Source organism: Ralstonia sp. UNC404CL21Col (genome assembly GCF_000620465.1).
Taxonomy (GTDB): Bacteria; Pseudomonadota; Gammaproteobacteria; order Burkholderiales; family Burkholderiaceae; genus Ralstonia; species Ralstonia flatus.
The window spans coordinates 1,741,146-1,757,636 of record NZ_JIBE01000003.1 but is presented as its reverse complement, the minus strand read 5'-3'; the positions used below and the strand labels follow the sequence as shown (position 1 = coordinate 1,757,636).

At 66.4% G+C, this 16,491-nt stretch carries 15 protein-coding genes; 6 read left to right on the top strand and 9 right to left on the bottom strand.

The features are described 5' to 3' along the window. Positions 1 to 104 precede the first annotated feature (104 nt). The 3 genes from N511_RS0108295 to N511_RS0108285 all read right to left on the bottom strand — a co-directional run bounded on the left by N511_RS0108295 (position 105) and on the right by N511_RS0108285 (position 4,667). The gene (locus N511_RS0108295) at positions 105 to 2,402 is read right to left on the bottom strand and encodes a primosomal protein N' (protein WP_027678867.1); all 2,298 of its coding nucleotides are present in this window, start codon (positions 2,400 to 2,402) and stop codon (positions 105 to 107) included. Between the two features lie 590 nt (positions 2,403 to 2,992). After that, positions 2,993 to 4,087 carry a uroporphyrinogen decarboxylase gene (hemE, locus tag N511_RS0108290; protein ID WP_027678866.1) on the bottom strand — a complete coding sequence of 365 codons (1,095 nt, stop codon included), beginning with the start codon at positions 4,085 to 4,087 and terminating at the stop codon, positions 2,993 to 2,995. 94 nt (positions 4,088 to 4,181) lie between these two features. Next, complete coding sequence (locus N511_RS0108285; protein WP_027678865.1) at positions 4,182 to 4,667, bottom strand: cupin domain-containing protein; 486 nt, start codon at positions 4,665 to 4,667, stop codon at positions 4,182 to 4,184. A gap of 217 nt (positions 4,668 to 4,884) precedes the next feature. On the opposite strand from N511_RS0108285, the gene N511_RS0108280 reads away from it, so the two are divergent. Beyond that, complete coding sequence (locus N511_RS0108280) at positions 4,885 to 5,232, top strand: GFA family protein (protein WP_027678864.1); 348 nt, start codon at positions 4,885 to 4,887, stop codon at positions 5,230 to 5,232. A gap of 12 nt (positions 5,233 to 5,244) precedes the next feature. Here the strand turns inward: N511_RS0108280 and N511_RS23845 are convergent, their stop codons facing one another. From N511_RS23845 to N511_RS0108260, 4 genes are all read right to left on the bottom strand, one after another. Then, positions 5,245 to 6,273, bottom strand: coding sequence for a Rieske 2Fe-2S domain-containing protein (locus N511_RS23845; RefSeq protein ID WP_027678863.1), 1,029 nt, complete (start codon positions 6,271 to 6,273; stop codon positions 5,245 to 5,247). After that, on the bottom strand, positions 6,270 to 7,409 hold the full coding sequence (locus tag N511_RS0108270; protein WP_027678862.1) for a GNAT family N-acetyltransferase: 1,140 nt from the start codon (positions 7,407 to 7,409) through the stop codon (positions 6,270 to 6,272). The genes N511_RS23845 and N511_RS0108270 overlap by 4 nt, the downstream gene beginning before the upstream one ends. Further along, on the bottom strand, positions 7,406 to 8,563 hold the full coding sequence (locus N511_RS0108265; protein WP_037026376.1) for a hypothetical protein: 1,158 nt from the start codon (positions 8,561 to 8,563) through the stop codon (positions 7,406 to 7,408). The genes N511_RS0108270 and N511_RS0108265 overlap by 4 nt, the downstream gene beginning before the upstream one ends. Positions 8,564 to 8,685: 122 nt before the next feature. Continuing rightward, positions 8,686 to 10,488 carry a methyl-accepting chemotaxis protein gene (locus tag N511_RS0108260; RefSeq protein ID WP_037026373.1) on the bottom strand — a complete coding sequence of 601 codons (1,803 nt, stop codon included), beginning with the start codon at positions 10,486 to 10,488 and terminating at the stop codon, positions 8,686 to 8,688. Positions 10,489 to 10,712: 224 nt separating this feature from the next. On the opposite strand from N511_RS0108260, the gene N511_RS0108250 reads away from it, so the two are divergent. Together N511_RS0108250 and N511_RS0108245 are read left to right on the top strand one after the other, a co-directional pair. Next, positions 10,713 to 11,150: a hypothetical protein gene (locus tag N511_RS0108250; RefSeq protein ID WP_027678859.1), complete on the top strand. Its 438-nt coding sequence runs from the start codon at positions 10,713 to 10,715 to the stop codon at positions 11,148 to 11,150. Positions 11,151 to 11,257: 107 nt separating this feature from the next. Further along, entirely contained in the window at positions 11,258 to 12,187 is a 930-nt protein-coding gene (locus N511_RS0108245) for a sterol desaturase family protein (RefSeq protein ID WP_027678858.1), read from the top strand. A 1-nt stretch (position 12,188) separates the two neighbouring features. Here N511_RS0108245 and N511_RS0108240 read toward each other — a convergent pair whose 3' ends face one another. Beyond that, positions 12,189 to 13,070, bottom strand: a complete 882-nt coding sequence (locus tag N511_RS0108240) for a LysR family transcriptional regulator (protein WP_027678857.1) — start codon at positions 13,068 to 13,070, stop codon at positions 12,189 to 12,191. Positions 13,071 to 13,169: 99 nt separating this feature from the next. On the opposite strand from N511_RS0108240, the gene gstA reads away from it, so the two are divergent. The 3 genes from gstA (at position 13,170) to N511_RS0108225 (ending at position 15,427) form a co-directional block, all read left to right on the top strand. Continuing rightward, positions 13,170 to 13,799, top strand: coding sequence for a glutathione transferase GstA (gstA, locus tag N511_RS0108235; protein ID WP_027678856.1), 630 nt, complete (start codon positions 13,170 to 13,172; stop codon positions 13,797 to 13,799). A gap of 190 nt (positions 13,800 to 13,989) precedes the next feature. Further along, on the top strand, positions 13,990 to 15,051 hold the full coding sequence (pstS, locus tag N511_RS0108230) for a phosphate ABC transporter substrate-binding protein PstS (RefSeq protein ID WP_027678855.1): 1,062 nt from the start codon (positions 13,990 to 13,992) through the stop codon (positions 15,049 to 15,051). Positions 15,052 to 15,223: 172 nt separating this feature from the next. After that, the gene (locus N511_RS0108225; protein WP_027678854.1) at positions 15,224 to 15,427 is read left to right on the top strand and encodes a DUF3562 domain-containing protein; all 204 of its coding nucleotides are present in this window, start codon (positions 15,224 to 15,226) and stop codon (positions 15,425 to 15,427) included. A gap of 13 nt (positions 15,428 to 15,440) precedes the next feature. On the opposite strand, the gene N511_RS0108220 is transcribed toward N511_RS0108225, so the two are convergent. After that, a complete protein-coding gene (locus N511_RS0108220) occupies positions 15,441 to 16,388 on the bottom strand; it encodes an alpha/beta hydrolase (RefSeq protein ID WP_027678853.1) in 948 nt (315 codons plus the stop codon). Positions 16,389 to 16,491: the final 103 nt, after the last annotated feature.

Below are 16,491 nucleotides of genomic sequence, written 5' to 3'. Positions count from 1 at the left end.
TCGCCATCTCGGGCGCGCCTTTCTTTTGCTTACTTTTCTTTGGCAAGACAAAGAAAAGTGAGTCGGTCCCGGCAGGGAACGAAAGGAGGGTGGACCACCAGCCCTCAAATCCTCAAAGGATCAATCTCCAACTGCCACCGCACCCCCTTCACAGTCTTGCCAATCCCCGCAAACCCCTCAGTCCAGGCAGTCAAAAGCCTCTGCAACGCCGCGCGAGAACCCGATTCCACCAGCAACTGCGCCCGCTCGCGGTTGGCCAGGCGCACCATCGTCATCGGCACCGGATCATGCAAAAACACCGGCGCGCCCAATTCAGCGGCCAAGGCTTCACCAGCCGAACGCGCGGCGCCCAAAAACTCCAGCGCGCGTGCGACTTCCTTGTGCTCTGCGGTCAACAACGCCTGATAGGCAAACGGCGGCAGCCCGGCCTGTTTGCGCTCTCGCAGCAGCTGGCGCGCAAAACCGTCGTAGTCGTGCCGAACCAGCGCCTGCAGCGCCGGTGCGTCGGGATACCGCGTCTGAATCAGCACCTCGCCGGCCAAGCCCGCACGGCCCGCGCGGCCCGCCACCTGCATCAGCGAGGCAAAGAGATGCTCCCCCGCGCGGAAGTCGTGCGAGAACAGCGAGGAATCGGGCGCGACCACGCCCACCAGCGTTACGCGCTGGAAGTCATGCCCTTTGGCGACCATCTGCGTGCCGATCAGGATGTCGACGCTGCCTTCGTGCACGGTGTCGAACAGCGCTTCGGCGCTGCCCTTGCGGCGGGTGGAATCGGCGTCGATGCGGGCGACGCGGGCCTGCGGAAACAGCTCGCCGAGCGATTCTTCGATGCGCTGGGTGCCGCGCCCGAGCGGCGCGATGTCGACGTTGCCGCAGTCTGGGCAGTGATGTGGAATGCGGGATTCGTACCCGCAGTGGTGACAGCGCAGACGCCGTTCGGGCTTGTGCAGCACCAGGTACGCCGAGCAACGCGGGCAGCCCGACAGCCAGCCACACGCGTCGCAGGACAGCACGGGCGCGTAGCCCCGGCGGTTGAGGAACAGCAGGCTCTGTTCGCCGCGCGCCAGGCGATCGCCAATCGCGTCGACGAGCGGTTTGGACAATCCATCGCGAATCTGGCGTCCGGCGCGGCGTTCCAGGTTCAGGTCGATGAGCGACACGCGCGGCAACACCGCTTCGGCCTGCGCGCGTTGCGAGAGCGTCAGGCGCGTGGTGGCGGTCTGCTCGGCGCGCCACCAGGTTTCCAGCGACGGCGTGGCGGAGCCCAGCACCACGGGGATGTTGCGCTGCTTGGCACGCCATAGCGCTAGGTCGCGTGCCGAATAGCGCAGGCCCTCCTGCTGTTTGTACGACGTGTCGTGCTCCTCGTCGACGAGGATGAGCGCGAGGTTGGGCAGCGACGCCAGCATTGCCAGCCGCGTGCCGAGCACGATGCGCGCTTCACCGCGATGCGCGGCCAGCCAGTTCAGCGCGCGCGGTTGTTCGGCCAGACCGCTGTGCAGCGCGGCCATCGGCACGCCAGGAAAACGCGCCGCAATGCGCGCCTCCAGCTGCGGCGTCAGGTTGATCTCGGGCACCAACATCAGGACCTGCGCGGCGGGGTCGCGCGCCAAGGCGTCGGCGATGGCGTGCAGGTAGACCTCGGTCTTGCCGCTGCCGGTCACGCCATACAGCAGGAACGGACTGAAGGTACCCGCCGCCCCGGCCTGGGCAATGGCCGCCACGGCGGCGGCCTGTTCGTCATTCAGGGCGGGCGCGACGGAAGGCGCCGGCAGTTCGAGCGGTTGCGGCAGCAGCGCCTTCGGCCGCAGTTCTGCACGCAGCCAGCCGACGGTCGTCCAGTCCCGCAGCTTGGCAACGGCCTGCCCGTGCAGCTCAACGGCGGCGCTGGTGGACAGCTCGCCGTCGCCGGTCAGTGCTTCGGCCAGGCGCATGGCGCCGGACGCACGTTTCGGAATGCTGTCGAGCAACGCGGCCCGCGCCGGTTCAAACATCACGTAGACGGTTTCGTTGGCCTGCCGGGCGAGGTTGTCCCAGCTGCCCGGCGTGCGCCACAACGGCGGCAGCGCGGGCAACGTCACCTCACCGAGCGCGCGGTGGTAGTAACCGGCAGCAAATTCGGCGAGCGCCCGCCATTCGGCGTCGAGCGGCTGCACCCAGTCCAGCACCCGCTCCACATCGCGCAGCTTTTCCTGCGGGACATCGGTGGTTGCGGCAGTTTCGACCACCAACGCCACCACGCGCCGGTTGCCGAACGGCACCACCACGAGCTGCCCAGGCAGCACGGGTTGCCCGCACCGGTAATCGAACACGGCATCGAGCGGTGTATCGATCACCACACGCGCAATGGCAGCCGACACCTTGGCATCAGAGAACGCGGCGTCGACGAGGGCGGTGGTCATGCTTGGCGCAAACGGTTGAATTGCAAAGAGATTGTTGCGATGCAGCGGCGCATCGTGCACCTGGGAAATGCGTCTTGCCCATCTCACCTTGCCTTCACAGCCATTGCCATGGTCGGTTCAATGTTCAAGTACTACTTGAGGTTTATGCCTTGGCGCCCTGATCGGCGACCGTTTTCCGGCCTATCCACACGGCCTGTGGATAACTTTGTTGAAAAGTCGGCCGCTGCGCCCGCGAAGGCCGGTAGACGCGCCGTTTTTCTAGCTTGCACGATTTACGCGCACGCGGCTTTCTTTCAGAAAAATCAAACACTTATGCGTTGCGTGCACAGAGCCGTCCCTGTTGCGCCGCGGAAAGAACCAGCCGCGACAGCTTTGTGCATAAGTCAAGTCTTGACAGCCGGCTTACGCACCAGAAAGCGCGAAATAAATCGCTTGACACCCCGTTGGGGCCAGATGGGGCCACCGGCACGCGAGTAGTCACTCACCCCTACTGCACCAAAGCGGCGAAGATTCCACCCGTGCCCCCGACTTCACGCACTACTGCGGCACGATTCAAACGCTATCGCACTGCAGCATTGATCTTGATCGTGTTACTTCGCTTTCGACCGCTGCGCGCGGCTGAAGCTGTGCACCTCGTCCACCAGCACCGATACGGCGTCGGGTGGCGTGAACTGCGAGATGCCGTGGCCGAGGTTGAAGATGTGGCCATCGCTGCCGCCGCCGGCTGCATAGTCTTCCAGCACGCGGCGCGCTTGCGCGCGAATCGCCTCCGGCTCGGCAAACAGCACGGTGGGGTCCAGGTTGCCTTGCAGGGCAACGCGGCCCGCCGTTCGCTGGCGGGCGCGCTGCAGGTTGACGGTCCAGTCCACACCGAGCGCGTCGGCACCGGTCTCGGCCATGGCTTCGAGCCACAGGCCACCGCCCTTGGTGAAGAGGATGACCGGCACACGCTGGCCGTCGGCGCCGGCGCGAATGCCTTGCACCACGCGCGCCATGTAGGCCAGCGAGAACTCATGGTAGATGCCGTCGGCCAGCGCCCCGCCCCACGTATCGAAGATCTGCACAGCCTGGGCACCGGCATCGATCTGCGCGTTCAGGTAGTCGATCACGGCCTGCGCGTTGATCTCCAGGATGCGGTGCATCAGGTCCGGGCGCGCGTAGAGCATCGACTTCACGGTGCGGAAGTCGTCCGAACCGCCGCCTTCCACCATGTAGCAGGCGAGCGTCCACGGGCTGCCCGAGAAGCCGATGAGCGGCACGCGCTGGCGGCCGTCCTGGACGAGCGCACGGCGGATTTCCGCCACGGCGTCAAACACGTATTGCAGCGACGACATGTCCGGCACGGACAGCGCCGCCACATCGGCTTCCGTGCGCACCGGCTTGGCAAAGCGCGGCCCCTCGCCTTGCGCGAACGACAGCCCCAGGCCCATGGCGTCGGGCACGGTCAGGATGTCGGAAAACAGGATTGCCGCGTCCAACGGGTAGCGATCCAGCGGCTGCAACGTCACCTCGGTGGCATACGCCGGCGACTTGGCCAGGCCGAGGAAGCTGCCGGCCCGCGCGCGCGTGGCGTTGTACTCGGGCAGATAGCGGCCCGCCTGGCGCATCAGCCACAGCGGCGTGTAATCGGTCGGCTGGCGGCGCAGGGCGCGCAGGAAGGTGTCGTTGGCGAGCGGGGCGGACATGGCGATGGACTCTTTGGGAGGGCGCCATTGTAAGGGATGGTGTTTTTATCCTGCCCTGACCCAGCCCAACATGCCGAAGATCACGGCGCGGAGATCACGGCACCTTGTGCGTATCGCCCGCACGCTGCGGCGGCAGCTTGATCGCCATCGACTTGAAGTCGGGGCTGGTGGTCAGCGTTCCGTGCACCACGCCGCGCGGAATCACGATCAGATCGCCCGCCCGGACCTCGCGCGGCGCGTTGTCGAGCCAGACGGTGGCCGTGCCCGACATCACGTACTGGATCTCGTCGGCGTACGTATGCGTGTGCTTGGCCACGGTGCCGACCTGGACGCCCACGGTGCCGTTGGCCGCCGTGACCAGCGTCTTGGTGCGCAACGTACCCATCTCAGCGATGACGGGGCCGATCTCGTCCGGCGTCATGCCGCCCATGTTGACGATCTGTGCCGCAAGCGGCGGTGCCGAGGCCGGAGCCGATGCCGCCGCCGGTTCCGGCACTTGCGCAAATGCGCCGACACCGCCGGCAAAGAGGGCGGCAGCGGAAACCGCTCGAATCACAGCAACAGGACGCTGGCGATGCATGATGGCTCCTCCTCATGACGCGGTCGCCGTCAATGCGCGGCGGTCCGTGGCGCGTTGGTTGGCGCGTTCGTCTGGCGCGCTCGCGGCGATTGTCGCATCGGCATGCGGCCGCGTAGACCTAGGGCGATTCCCGAGAAACCGGGCGCCGCTCCCAAACCGGCTCGCCTATAGTGGACGGCGCCAAGCCCACCACAAAACGACATCAGAGGAGACCGGCATGACGCATAAAGGAAGCTGCCACTGCGGCAACGTCGCATTCGAAGTTGATGGGCACCCCGAAAACGCGATGGCGTGCAACTGCTCGATCTGCCAGCGCAAGGGCTCGCTGCTGTGGTTCGTGGCGCGCGACAAGGTTCGGCTGCTGACGCCGGAAGACAACGCAAGCACCTACCTCTTCCGCAAGCACGTCATCAAGCACCGCTTCTGCCCGACCTGCGGCATCCATCCGTATGCCGAAGGCGTCATGCCCGACGGCACGCCGATGATTGCCGTCAACGTGCGCTGCCTGGAAGACATCGATCTGGCGAGCGTGCCGGTCACCCACTTCGACGGGCGGTCGATGTAACGGCGTGGTGCGCTACAGCCACATCTGCATCACGCGCTCGCCGGCCTCCACCGGCTTGCCGTTCGGCATCCACACCGCGTCCAGCATCGGCCGCACGAGATCGAGTTCGGTCGACATGCTGTCCTGCCGGCCAAAGCGTGCGCTGTTGGCGGCCTGCGCTTCCACGATGCGGCGGTCCTGCTCCGCCACGCGATACAGGAACGGCCAGACGAACCAGCGCACGGCCCAGGCCGGCGCCCAGCGGTTTTCCACATGCAGCGTGGCGAACAGACGCGTGCGCATCTCGTCTTCGGGCGTGAAGTGCAGTGTGAAATACAGCGCACTGCCGTTGGCGTAGCGGTATTCGAGCTGGGCGGTGGAAGGCGCGGCGATACCGAAATGCGCGCGCTCCATCGTGCGCGGCGATTCAAATAGGCGGAACAGCAGACCGCTTTGCTGCGGCTGGCCGGCGTAGTCGACCTGCAGGCCATCTGCCGATTGGGTGACGGTCACCGTCATCGGCTGGCGCGCGCCATGGCTGCGCACGAGGCCCGGATGCACGAGATGCGTGTGCAGCGGGTCAAGAAAATTCTCCAGCGCGTCGGCCGGGCGTGCCTGCCACAGCGTGCTCCACAGAAAGCGGCGGCTGCCGGCCGGCAAGCGCTGCAGGAACGCCGGCAAGGCAGCCGGGGCAGCTTCGCCCGCTGGCCGTGCGCTCATCCAGATCAACCCGTCGTGTTCGAACACCTGCCACGCATTCACTTGCGCGGCGGGCACGGCGGCGCCTGGGCACATGCCCGGCATGGCTGTGCAGCGGCCGTTGGCGCCGAACGTCCAGCCGTGGTACTTGCACTGCAGCGTCTCGCCAACGAGCTGGCCGTCGGACAACGGCACATGCCGATGCGGGCAGCGATCGTCCAGCGCAAGCAGGCCGCCGGAGGGCAAGCGCGCGAGCACCACGGCGCGGCCAAACAAGGTCACGCGCATCGGCTTGTCGCGCAGGCGGTGCGCCTCGGCGACGGGGTACCAACCGCGCAGCAGCGTGGCGTTCCAGGTTGTCATAACTGAAAGCGTTGCATGATCGGCACGCCGATCCGGGTGGTGAGGCTGCGCAGCACGGCGATGGCGCGGCGCATGGCGGGTGGCAGGTGCCGGCAGTAGACGGCGCTCATCTCGATGGCCGGCACGCCGCCGCGCAGGCGCTTGAAGTGCGCGGCGCCGGCGCTCAGGTTCAGCTCAGCATCGCGCGTGATGGTCAGGCGCAGCACGTGCGCCATCAGCAGACGATACAGCGCAGCCTGCTGCGGCCACGTCGTGTCGTAGCCGACGATGGGCGCGGTCAGCAACGGCCCCTGCCCAAACACGCCGACCACCGCCCGCAGCACGCCCTGCGCATCCTGAAAACCCGCGCATTCGAGCAGCCCCGCCGCATGCCACGCGCGAAGAAACGCTGCCGTGTAACGCGGGTTCAGCGCGGAATACTTGTCGAGATAGAGCTGCGCATAGAGCCGCTCGGCCTGGGCGAAGTCGGTGTCGGTGAAGGCGTCGTGCGGCACGAACGTCAGCGGCGTCGCGTCGAGCAGCTTGAGGTCGCGCCGCAGATCGCGACGCAGTTCCGATGCGCGCGACGCACGCTGCAACTGCTGGAACAGATAGACCTGCCGCGTGGGGATCAAATCGAAGCCGGCAGCCGTGGCGGCGCGCAGCCAGTCGGCGTGCTGGATCGTGTTGAGCGAACGCAGCCAGATCGCGCGGTCCGGCCAGCGCTCGCGGCATATTCGCGCCAGCGCTTCCAGATCGAAGGCCGCCGCCGATGGATAGAGGTTCGTACTGACCAGCCAGTTGTTGACGGCCACCGCGCGATCGAGCTGCGCATGCCGCATCCACATATCGGCAAGGCCGATTGCGCCGCGCAGCATCGGCCGCAGCACGCGCGGCATCAACCGTTCGGATTCTTCCGCCGCATAGCGGCCGTATGTGATGATGGGCGAGCAGACCCAGGCGTTCTCGGCATGGCCGGCAGGCTCCTCGCTGCCATTGACGGTCACAGGCAGCGGCAGACCGCCCGCCTCCACCACGTCGACCTGCGTCACCAAGTTGGCGACGAACGGCTGCGGCGCCTGCCCGCGATGCACGTGCAGGAACGCGCCGGCCTTGTCGGCAAAGCACGCATGCGGCACCGCACCGGGCGCGTTCATACCTCGGGCAGCGCCTGGCCGTCCCACTCGATGTCTTGCGTGGCGGCTTCGCGCATATTGCAACGTTGGGCGATGGCCATGCGCGCATAGGCGGCGAGATCGCGCACACCGCCCCACAGCGGGCCGCGATCGCCCGGCGTGGCGATGACGTCGGTGGCGGCGCGCCAGTCGTGGCGCCATTGGCGCAGCGTGCCGTGGCGCAACGCATCGAACAGCCCTGCCGATGCCATCACCGCCGCCGCCATGCGCGGCACACCGGGCGACGGTTCGATGCAGCCGTCGAGCGTGCCGGCCAGCGCGGCGGGCAACGCATCGTCAAGGCCGAACAGGTGGCAACCGCTGGTCGCGCGCGGGTTGCATTCGAGCGGGCTCACGCGGCCGTCGGCCTGCTGGATCCAGTCGAACGAGAGCTGCCCCGTGAAGTCGAGTTTGCGTGCGAAGTTGGCAACGAAGTGGCGCACCGCGCCGATGCGCGCAGGCGTGAAGTAGAAGCTCGCGCTGGTCGACATGCGCCAGTCCGGCCGATACAGCGCGTGCGCCACAAGCCGGCCGCGATCCGCGACGCTGTACGAGCAGAACTCCTGGCCTGCTACCAACGTCTGCACCACCCAGGCGCCGAGGTCGGCCAGCGGCGGCGCGTCGTCGGGGATGCCGTTGCGATACAGGCGCACATGCACGCCAAAGCGCGAGAACTCCGGCTTGAGCACGACCGCGCGCCCGGCCGCCCAGGCGCGCGCTTCGTCCAACGTACGCACCCGCGCCGAGACCGGCACATCGGCCCCGCAATCCTGCGCGAGTTCAAGGAACGTCCATTTGCTGTGCACCGCACGCAGCTTGTCGAAGTCTTCGGCCAGCACGCGCACGTGGTGCGGCAGGTGATGCCGATAGCGCGATACGAAAAAGACTTCCTCGCACGTCGGCACCAGCAGATCGATGGAACGTTCGCGCACGATGCGCGCGAGGTCGGCCGCAAACTGCGCCGGTGCATGGCGCGGCGATGCAATGCGAAAGGTTGCCGAAACCGCCCTGGAAGCGCCGCTGATCTGGCACGGAATGCTGTCGGCAATGCAGACCGTCCACCCCTGGTGGGCAAAGCGGCGGGCGTGGTCGAGCGCCACGGGCGCGCGGCCACCGAGGATCAGCACATTGGGCATACGGGCGGAGCGTTGAGGTCAGGCAACGTCCGCCGAAGGCAAGAGGCGCGGGGATGTTGCCGGGGCTCCATTCTAGGCAAAGGAGCACCCGGCCCGGGCGCGTTGAAGAGGGGTGCGGCGCGTCAGGCGTTGCGCAGCTTGAACAGCCCAACCGTGCGTGCCAAACCGTGCGCCTGTTCGTTGAGCATCGACGATGCGGCGGTCGACTGCTCCACCAGCGCCGCGTTCTGCTGCGTAGCCTGGTCCATCTCGGCGACGCTGCGATCGATCTGGCTGATCCCGGTGCTCTGCTCGTGCATCGCGCCGTCGATCTCGCCGATGATGCGCGCGACACGCTCGATGCCCTGCACGATTTCCTGCATCGTGGCGCCCGCGGCCTGCACGCGTTGCGCGCCGGTCTTCACGCTGGCTTCCGATGCCTGGATGAGGTCCTTGATTTCGCGGGCGGCCGTAGCGCTGCGTTGCGCCAGCGTGCGCACCTCGCCGGCCACCACGGCAAAGCCGCGGCCGTTCTCGCCGGCGCGGGCTGCTTCCACCGCGGCGTTCAGCGCGAGGATGTTGGTCTGGAACGCAATGCTGTCGATCACGCCGATGATCTCGGTAATGCGTGCCGACGACTTGGCGATCTCGTCCATGGTGCTGACGGCGCTGGAGACCACTTCGCCGCCGCGCGTGGCGGCATCGCTTGCGTCGCTCGCCAGGCGCGTGGCCTGCACGGCCGCATCGGCGGAGTTCTTCACGCTGGTCGTCAGCTCCGTCAACGCGGCAGAGGTTTCCTGCAGGTTGCTGGCCGAGACCTCGGTGCGGTTGGAAAGATCACGGTTGCCCGCTTCGATCTCGCCGGTGGCGGATTTCATGCTGTCGACGCTGGCGCGCACTTCCAGCAGCACTTCGCCGATCTTGTCGATGAAGGTGTTGAACGACGCGCTGATCTGCGCGACTTCATCGTTGCCGACCACGGGCAGACGGTGCGTCAGGTCGCCGCCGCCGGAGCCGATGGTGTCCATCGCATCGCGCACCTGCGACAGGCGGCGGAACGACTGCGACGTGAAGAACGCGGCGATGCCCACGGCAGCCAGCGTCAGGAGCACCATGGCCACGGCCAGCGCCTTGACGACGTTGCGCAAACCAGCGGTGGCTTCAGCCTTGTCCAGCGCAATCACGAGGTACCAATCGGTGCCCTGCACGGCTTGCGCCTTGAGCAGTTTCGGCGCACCGGCCAGCTCAACCTCCAGCGGCGACGTCGCCTTGGCCAGGTTGCCGAGCGTGTCGGCGGTGAGCGAGGCCGCCACGTCGGTGGCCGGCTTGAGCATCAATTTTGCGTCCGGGTGGGCGATCACCTGGCCATCCTTGGCGACCACGAAGGCGAGGCTCGACGGTGTCGGGTGAACCGCCGCGACCACCTCGCGCACGCCGTCCAGCGGCACGGCGCCGGACAACGCGCCGGTGGTTTCGCCGTTCTTGACGAGCGGGGCCGCAAACGAAACGTACGGCACGCCGGTCGACACATCGCCGTAGGGCTTGGTGACGAGCAGTTGGCCTGCCGCAGTGGCTTGCTTGTACCAGGGGCGGCCGGTCGGATCGTAATCCTTGGGCGTGGTGGCGCTGGTGGAGATGAAGCTCTTGTCGGTCCAGCCGATCGTGATGATGGGGAAGCCGTTGGCGTCGCCCATGTGCTTGCCGAAGCCTTGCGGATCGCCATGCTCGATCACGCCGGCGGTCGCCTTGACGGCCTGCGCCTTCGCCGCGACCCATTTGTCGATGGCGAGCGTGTTGCCGCTGGCAATGGCGGCGAGGTTCTGGTCGATCGACTCCATCGTGTTCGAGCGCACGATGGAATAGGTAGCCGCGCCGGACAGCGCGAGGGCACCGACCACGGTGGCCGATGAGATGAGGAGAATTCGGGTGCGGAGAGAGGAGATCATGTTTCTTCTAGGCCAAACGTTTTCCATGAATCTGACTGCGTACGGTATTTGCCGCAGCGCCCTCCAGAACCGACTGCTGGCTGTCGGGGGCCACCCAAGCTGCTACGGCAGTGCGCAGACGAACTTGAGGCGCCAAAACCCCGTCCCCACGAAGGGATGGCTGCTATAAAGGAAAACGTTTCGCATCATTGCCCAGGCAATTCACCCCTTGAAAACCCAACCCCATGCACGACGCGTTCCACATCGACCCGGCCACCGGCGACATCCGGCTCGCTGACATCCGCATCACCCCGCAAACACGCCCTGAAGACCTGCCCGCGCGGTTTGCCGTCGGGCCGGTGCGGCCGGTCAGCGTCGAGGGCAAAGAGGTCCCCTGCCAGTTCGCAACGGTGGCCTCGCTGGACGACACCACGCCCGTCACCGTCAGCCTGCGGTTTGAAGCCGATGCTCTCGTCAGCGTATTCGTCGAGCTGGCGCAGCCGGTTTCGTACGACGACATCGGCGTGGTGGAACAACGCCACCGCCGCTGGATCGCCAGCAAACTGGGCAAGGACCCCGGTGGCCTGACGGACTATCCGTGGGGCAGCGCCGGCGTGGCGCAAGACAAAAGCGGTGGGGTGCACATCTTTCTGCACAACCGCAACAACACCTGGGCGCGTTGAACGCGTCGAACGGGTTGTAAGACACCCCGGCATCGGCCCGAATTGCCGCCCCGGCACCGTTTGCAGTACCGTCGCTGGCATTCCCACCGGAGCCGGGAGCCAGCGCCATGGCCGTGCTGTTCACCATCCTGAAGATTGCCGTCGTGCTGGTGCTGGTGTCGTCACTGGCCGAGGCGATCGTGTTGTCGCTGCGGAACGGCTGGGCCAACTACGATTGGAAGGCCGCCGGCGTGTCGGTGGTCGATTTCCTGGTACGCGAGTACCCACTACGCTGGCTGCTGCCGCTGGCGTTCTGGGCGCAGGCGCTGGAATGGGTCTACCAGCATCGCCTCTGGACGCTGCCGATGGACCACTGGACGGGCTGGGCCGCGTGCTTTCTTGGCCAGGAGTTCTGCTACTACTGGTACCACCGCGCCGCGCACCGGGTGCGCTGGTTCTGGTGTACGCACGCCATCCACCATTCGCCAAATGATCTGAACCTCTCGGCCGCCTACCGCTTCGGCTGGACGGGCCGGTTGTCCGGTACCCTCGCCTTCTTTGCGCTGGCGCCGCTGCTGGGCATGCCGCCGCGCATCGTCTTGATGCTGCTGTCGCTCAATCTGCTGTACCAGTTCTGGATCCACGCCACGTGGATTCCCCGCCTGGGGCCTCTGGAATGGGTGCTGAATACGCCCTCGGCGCACCGCGTGCATCACGCATCCAACCTCGAATACCTGGACGGCAACTATGGCGGCGTGCTGATCGTGTTCGACCGGCTGTTCGGCACCTACATCCCCGAACGCACAGACGTGCCCTGCCGCTACGGCCTCGTGCACCCGATGCGCACCTACAACCTGCTGGTGATCGAATTCGCGCACTGGCGCGCACTCTGGCAAGACCTCAAGACGGCGCGCTCGGCCGGTGAAGTGTTTGGCTACCTGTTCCGCCCGCCAGGCTGGCGGCCCGACGGCCATGGCGAAACGACGGAGGATCTGCGTCGCCGCGCCGCGCTCATTCCAGACGAGCCAGCCGTCGGCCCGGCCGTTGCAGCCAACTGAACTAAGGCAAGCGCAACGTCTGCGCCAAGTGGCCATACACCACGGCAATCCGCCGTAAGTGGCGCGATTCCGGATGCGTCAGCAGCCACAGCTCCGATTGATTGGCATCTTGCAGATCCCGCAGCGGCACCAGATCGCTGCGCTCCTGTGCTATCAGCAGGGGCAGGATGCCGACGCCCACGCCCATCCCCACCATCTCGGCCGCAATCTGCAGGCTGTTGACGAAGTACGTGGGTATGACCTTAGGGAAATGGCGTTTGCGCCAAGCCACCGAAGGGTGATCGGGAATCGCGTCGTCAACCGCCAGCCACGGCGTGCGGCCCGCTTCGACATCGGCGTAGGTGATGCCGCTCGCGCGCCCGGCGTATAGCCCGACGCGAATCGATCCGATGTGTTTGCCCACCAGATGCTGCGGCGGACGACGCGTGGCCCGCACGGCAATGTCGGCATCGCGCCGGGTCAGGCTGGCCAGCTCGTTGCCCACGCGCAGGTCATAGCTCAGGTGCGGATGCTGAATCTGCAGCGCCTTCAAGGCGGGCGCCACCAGGCCGACGAGGATCGTGTCCGTGGTGGTGATGCGCACGGTGCCTGACACCTGATCCGGCACGGCATGTACCGCCGATCGCGCGGCCTCCAGTGCCGACTCCACCTGCTCGGCCTGCTCCGCCAGCGCGTGCGCCAGGTCGCCCGCCAGATAGCCCGTGCGCGAGCGCGCAAACAGCGTGGCGCCCAGCCCGCGCTCGATGCGCTGCAAGGACCGGAATACCGTGGAGGCATCCAAGCCAAGCCGTTCGCCGGCCGCCGCCAGCGTGCCCGTGCGCACCATTGCCAGCACGATCTCGAGGTCTGCCGCGCTCAATCTGTATTGCGTTGTTGCAAGCATGATTTGCTATTCCGCCTATTTCATTGGCACTGGCGCAATCCTACAGTGTCGTCACCGCCGCCGTTGGCGGCTTCCCAACCTGTTCACGAGACGATGATCATGAAACTCTATTACTCCGCCGGCGCCTGCTCGCTGGCCGTCCATATCGCCCTGCGCGAAGTGGGTGCGCAGTTTGACCTGACCGCTGTCGACCTGACCAAGCACCTCACCGCTGACGGCACGGATTTCTATACGATCTCGCCGCGCGGTTACGTGCCGCTGCTGGAACTGGCCGACGGCTCGCGCCATACCGAAGCCGCCGCGCTGCTGCAATACGTGGCCGACCTCGACCCGACGCAGGCGTTGATCGGCAAGCCAGGCACTGCGCACCGCCTGGCCGTGATCGAATGGCTCACCTTTGTCAGTTCGGAGCTGCACAGAAGCTTCGGCCCGCTGTGGCACAAGGAAACGCCGGAGGCCACCCGCCAGGGCGCCAAGGACAAGCTGGCCAAGCGCTTTGCCGAACTCGACGCGCGCTTCGCCAAACAGCCATACCTGGCCGACACCTACAGCGTGGCCGACGCCTATGCCTTTGCGGTGCTGAACTGGACGAACTTCCTGTCGCTGCCGATGGGCGCGTATCCGAACGTGCAGGCGTATATGGCCCGGGTGGCTGCACGGCCGCACGTGGTCCAAGCGTTGACCGCCGAAGGCTTGATCAAGGCTGACGCAGCCAGCGCCGTCGCCTGACCGGCAACCGGGGTCGGCAGGTCCTAAACAAAACCGCCGATCCCACCCCCTACTCCGCCCAACGTTTGCGGAACGTCTTACAACACATCCCCATGTTGTAGATAGGCTCTATCTGCCGGGCACGGCGCGTTGTCACACGGGCGTCGCTACAATCCCACGCTTTGCGTCTTCTGCAGTCCGCAGGTCTCCCATGTTCAAGCACGTTGTTTTCGCCCTGGCCGTTGCGGCTGCGGGCATGCCGGTTCTCGCGCGCGCGGAAGTGCACGGCGCGGGTTCGACCGCCGCTGCGCCGGTCTATCGCGTCTGGGCGGCGGGATACGCCGCATCGTCGGGCGTGACGCTGAGCTACGACGCGGTGGGCTCGGGGGAAGGCCTGAAGCGCATTCGCGCAGGCGCCGTGGATTTCGGTGCGTCCGACGTGCCGCTCTCCAGCGCGGAGGCCGCCAAGGCCGGCCTCGTCTGCGTGCCGTCGGTGGTGACGGGTGCGGTGCCGTTCGTGAACGTGCCGGGGGTGCCGCGCGGTCAGCTCAAATTGACGGGCGAACTGCTGGCGCAGATCTTCCTCGGCAAGGTCGAGAGCTGGGATGCGCCGGAGCTGCGCGCGCTGAACCCAGGCGTGACGCTGCCCAAGCTGAAGATCCATCCCGTCGTGCGCGCCGACGGTTCGGGCACAACGTACCACTTCACCGATTACCTGAGCGCCGTCAGCGCCGACTGGAAAAGCGCGTACGGCACCAAGTCGACGATCAATTGGCCGGCAGGCTTCACCGCAGCAAAGGGCAGCGGCGACGTGGTCAAAGCGGTGCAGGCCACGCCGGGCGCCATCGGCTATGTCGACTACAACTACATCCTCGACAACGATCTGAGCGGCGTGCAGCTGCGCAATGTTGCGGGGCGCTTTGTCAGCGCGCAGGTGAGCGGCTTCCGCGAGGCCGTGATGCAAAGCGCGTGGAACCGCAAAGGCGATTTCACGGCGCCGCTGGTCAACCTGCCGGGCGCGGAGACGTGGCCGATCACCATGGGCACCTTCATCGTCGTGCCGGCAGTCAGCGCGTCGGGCCCGCGCACGCTCGCTGCGCTGAAGTTTCTGACGTGGGGTTACTTCCACGGCGACGAGCTGGCCGCGCGCGCGAAGTTCGTGCCGCTGCCCGAGCGCGTGCAGGCCATTGCGTATCGTGAACTGGCGCGCGTGACCGATACGTCGGGCGCCGCCATCGGCCTGCAGAGCATGCCTGCCAACTGGGGCAAATGATCTTTGCCGGTGCAGTGTCTGCACGGGCAACAGCACCGTTTTGATGCCGCGCAGGTGGTCTGCTGAAAGCTTTGCAACAAGGCTGGATTGTTCCGACGCGTTTCCTATAGTGGTCACTCGCCGCGCAAGTCAGCCCCGCGCGTCACTGCCAAAGCCACGACGGGAAGCAAACATGGGTACCGCCATCGCAGACCAGGACGAGCAGATCCGCCAGATTGCACAGGACACCGGCGCACCGGCCGATCTCGTCCGCGAGCAGTACATGCAGACAATGCGCACATTGGCGGCCGACGCCCGCGTGCAGGATTACCTCTCGCTGTTTGTCACACGCCGCGTGCTTGCCGCGTTCCGCCCGCGCCGCACGCCGACGCGTTAGCCCTGCCCTCCGCTTATTCCTCGCTGATCATCCCGACGAATGCATGCGCCGCGCGGCGCATCCATTCACGTGCGCGCTCGGCTTCGAACTGCATACGCGCAAAGCCGTGCGTCATGCCCGACGCCTCGATGGTGATGACCTGCGCGCCGTGCTGCACGAGGTAGTCGGCGTATTGCAGGCCGTCGTCGCGCAGCACGTCGTGCGCCGCCACGATGACGACCGTATCGGGCGGCGTATAGGCCGGCGCGCGCGCCATCAGGAAGATGCGGGGGTCCTGTTCGGCGAACGGTTTGGCGAGGGCTTCGGCACCGATGTATTTCTCCCAGTACCAGCGCATTTCATCGCGCGTGAGGCCAGGGCCTTGTGCAAACGCGTTGTAGCTCTCGCTGCCGAAAGCCGGCGTGGTCACGGGGTACAGCAGAAACTGCGCATTGACGAGGCCAGGACGCATGCCCTGCGCAGCCTGCACCGCGAGATGGCCGCCCGCGCTGTCGCCGCCAACCGCCAGGAAGCCTGGATCGAAGCCGAGGTGCACGCGCTGCTCGGCCAGGTACGCCAGCGCGTCGCGGGCATCGTCGGCCGGCACGGGAAATGGATGCTCAGGCGCGAGGCGGTAATCGACACTCACCGCGGCGCAGCCCGTATCTTGCGCCACCAATGCGGCGAGCATGCGATGCGTTGTGCGCGGCGCGCCGACGACCCATCCGCCGCCGTGAAACCACACCAGCAAACGCGGCGTTGCCACACCCTTCGGACGAAAGACGATGGCGTCGAGCGTGCGCCCGGCAAGCGGCAGGCTCAGGTCTGCAACTTCAACGCCGTCGGGATCGGGACGATCGGACACAGCCGCAATCGCTTCGAAGCGCGCACGTTGCGCAGCTGCATCTTCAGGAGGCGGCAAGGCGCCGAACTGTTCGGCAAGGCGTTGGTAGAACTGCAGGATTTGCGGATCGACGGCCATGATGTAAGCGGGATGCGTTGACCGCCGGAGTGTAGCGCGTCGCGCTGGCTTGAAGCCTTCGATACTTCGGGAAGCCGTGCGGCCGCGTTTGTCACAGGGCCTT

What these genes read in the sequence shown, in the direction of transcription:
- N511_RS0108295 (WP_027678867.1), bottom strand. Translation starts at nt 2,402, where the DNA reads ATGACCACCGCCCTCGTCGACGCCGCGTTCTCTGATGCCAAGGTGTCG.
- hemE (WP_027678866.1), bottom strand. Translation starts at nt 4,087, where the DNA reads ATGTCCGCCCCGCTCGCCAACGACACCTTCCTGCGCGCCCTGCGCCGC.
- N511_RS0108285 (WP_027678865.1), bottom strand. Translation starts at nt 4,667, where the DNA reads ATGCATCGCCAGCGTCCTGTTGCTGTGATTCGAGCGGTTTCCGCTGCC.
- N511_RS0108280 (WP_027678864.1), top strand. Translation starts at nt 4,885, where the DNA reads ATGACGCATAAAGGAAGCTGCCACTGCGGCAACGTCGCATTCGAAGTT.
- N511_RS23845 (WP_027678863.1), bottom strand. Translation starts at nt 6,273, where the DNA reads ATGACAACCTGGAACGCCACGCTGCTGCGCGGTTGGTACCCCGTCGCC.
- N511_RS0108270 (WP_027678862.1), bottom strand. Translation starts at nt 7,409, where the DNA reads ATGAACGCGCCCGGTGCGGTGCCGCATGCGTGCTTTGCCGACAAGGCC.
- N511_RS0108265 (WP_037026376.1), bottom strand. Translation starts at nt 8,563, where the DNA reads ATGCCCAATGTGCTGATCCTCGGTGGCCGCGCGCCCGTGGCGCTCGAC.
- N511_RS0108260 (WP_037026373.1), bottom strand. Translation starts at nt 10,488, where the DNA reads ATGATCTCCTCTCTCCGCACCCGAATTCTCCTCATCTCATCGGCCACC.
- N511_RS0108250 (WP_027678859.1), top strand. Translation starts at nt 10,713, where the DNA reads ATGCACGACGCGTTCCACATCGACCCGGCCACCGGCGACATCCGGCTC.
- N511_RS0108245 (WP_027678858.1), top strand. Translation starts at nt 11,258, where the DNA reads ATGGCCGTGCTGTTCACCATCCTGAAGATTGCCGTCGTGCTGGTGCTG.
- N511_RS0108240 (WP_027678857.1), bottom strand. Translation starts at nt 13,070, where the DNA reads ATGCTTGCAACAACGCAATACAGATTGAGCGCGGCAGACCTCGAGATC.
- gstA (WP_027678856.1), top strand. Translation starts at nt 13,170, where the DNA reads ATGAAACTCTATTACTCCGCCGGCGCCTGCTCGCTGGCCGTCCATATC.
- pstS (WP_027678855.1), top strand. Translation starts at nt 13,990, where the DNA reads ATGTTCAAGCACGTTGTTTTCGCCCTGGCCGTTGCGGCTGCGGGCATG.
- N511_RS0108225 (WP_027678854.1), top strand. Translation starts at nt 15,224, where the DNA reads ATGGGTACCGCCATCGCAGACCAGGACGAGCAGATCCGCCAGATTGCA.
- N511_RS0108220 (WP_027678853.1), bottom strand. Translation starts at nt 16,388, where the DNA reads ATGGCCGTCGATCCGCAAATCCTGCAGTTCTACCAACGCCTTGCCGAA.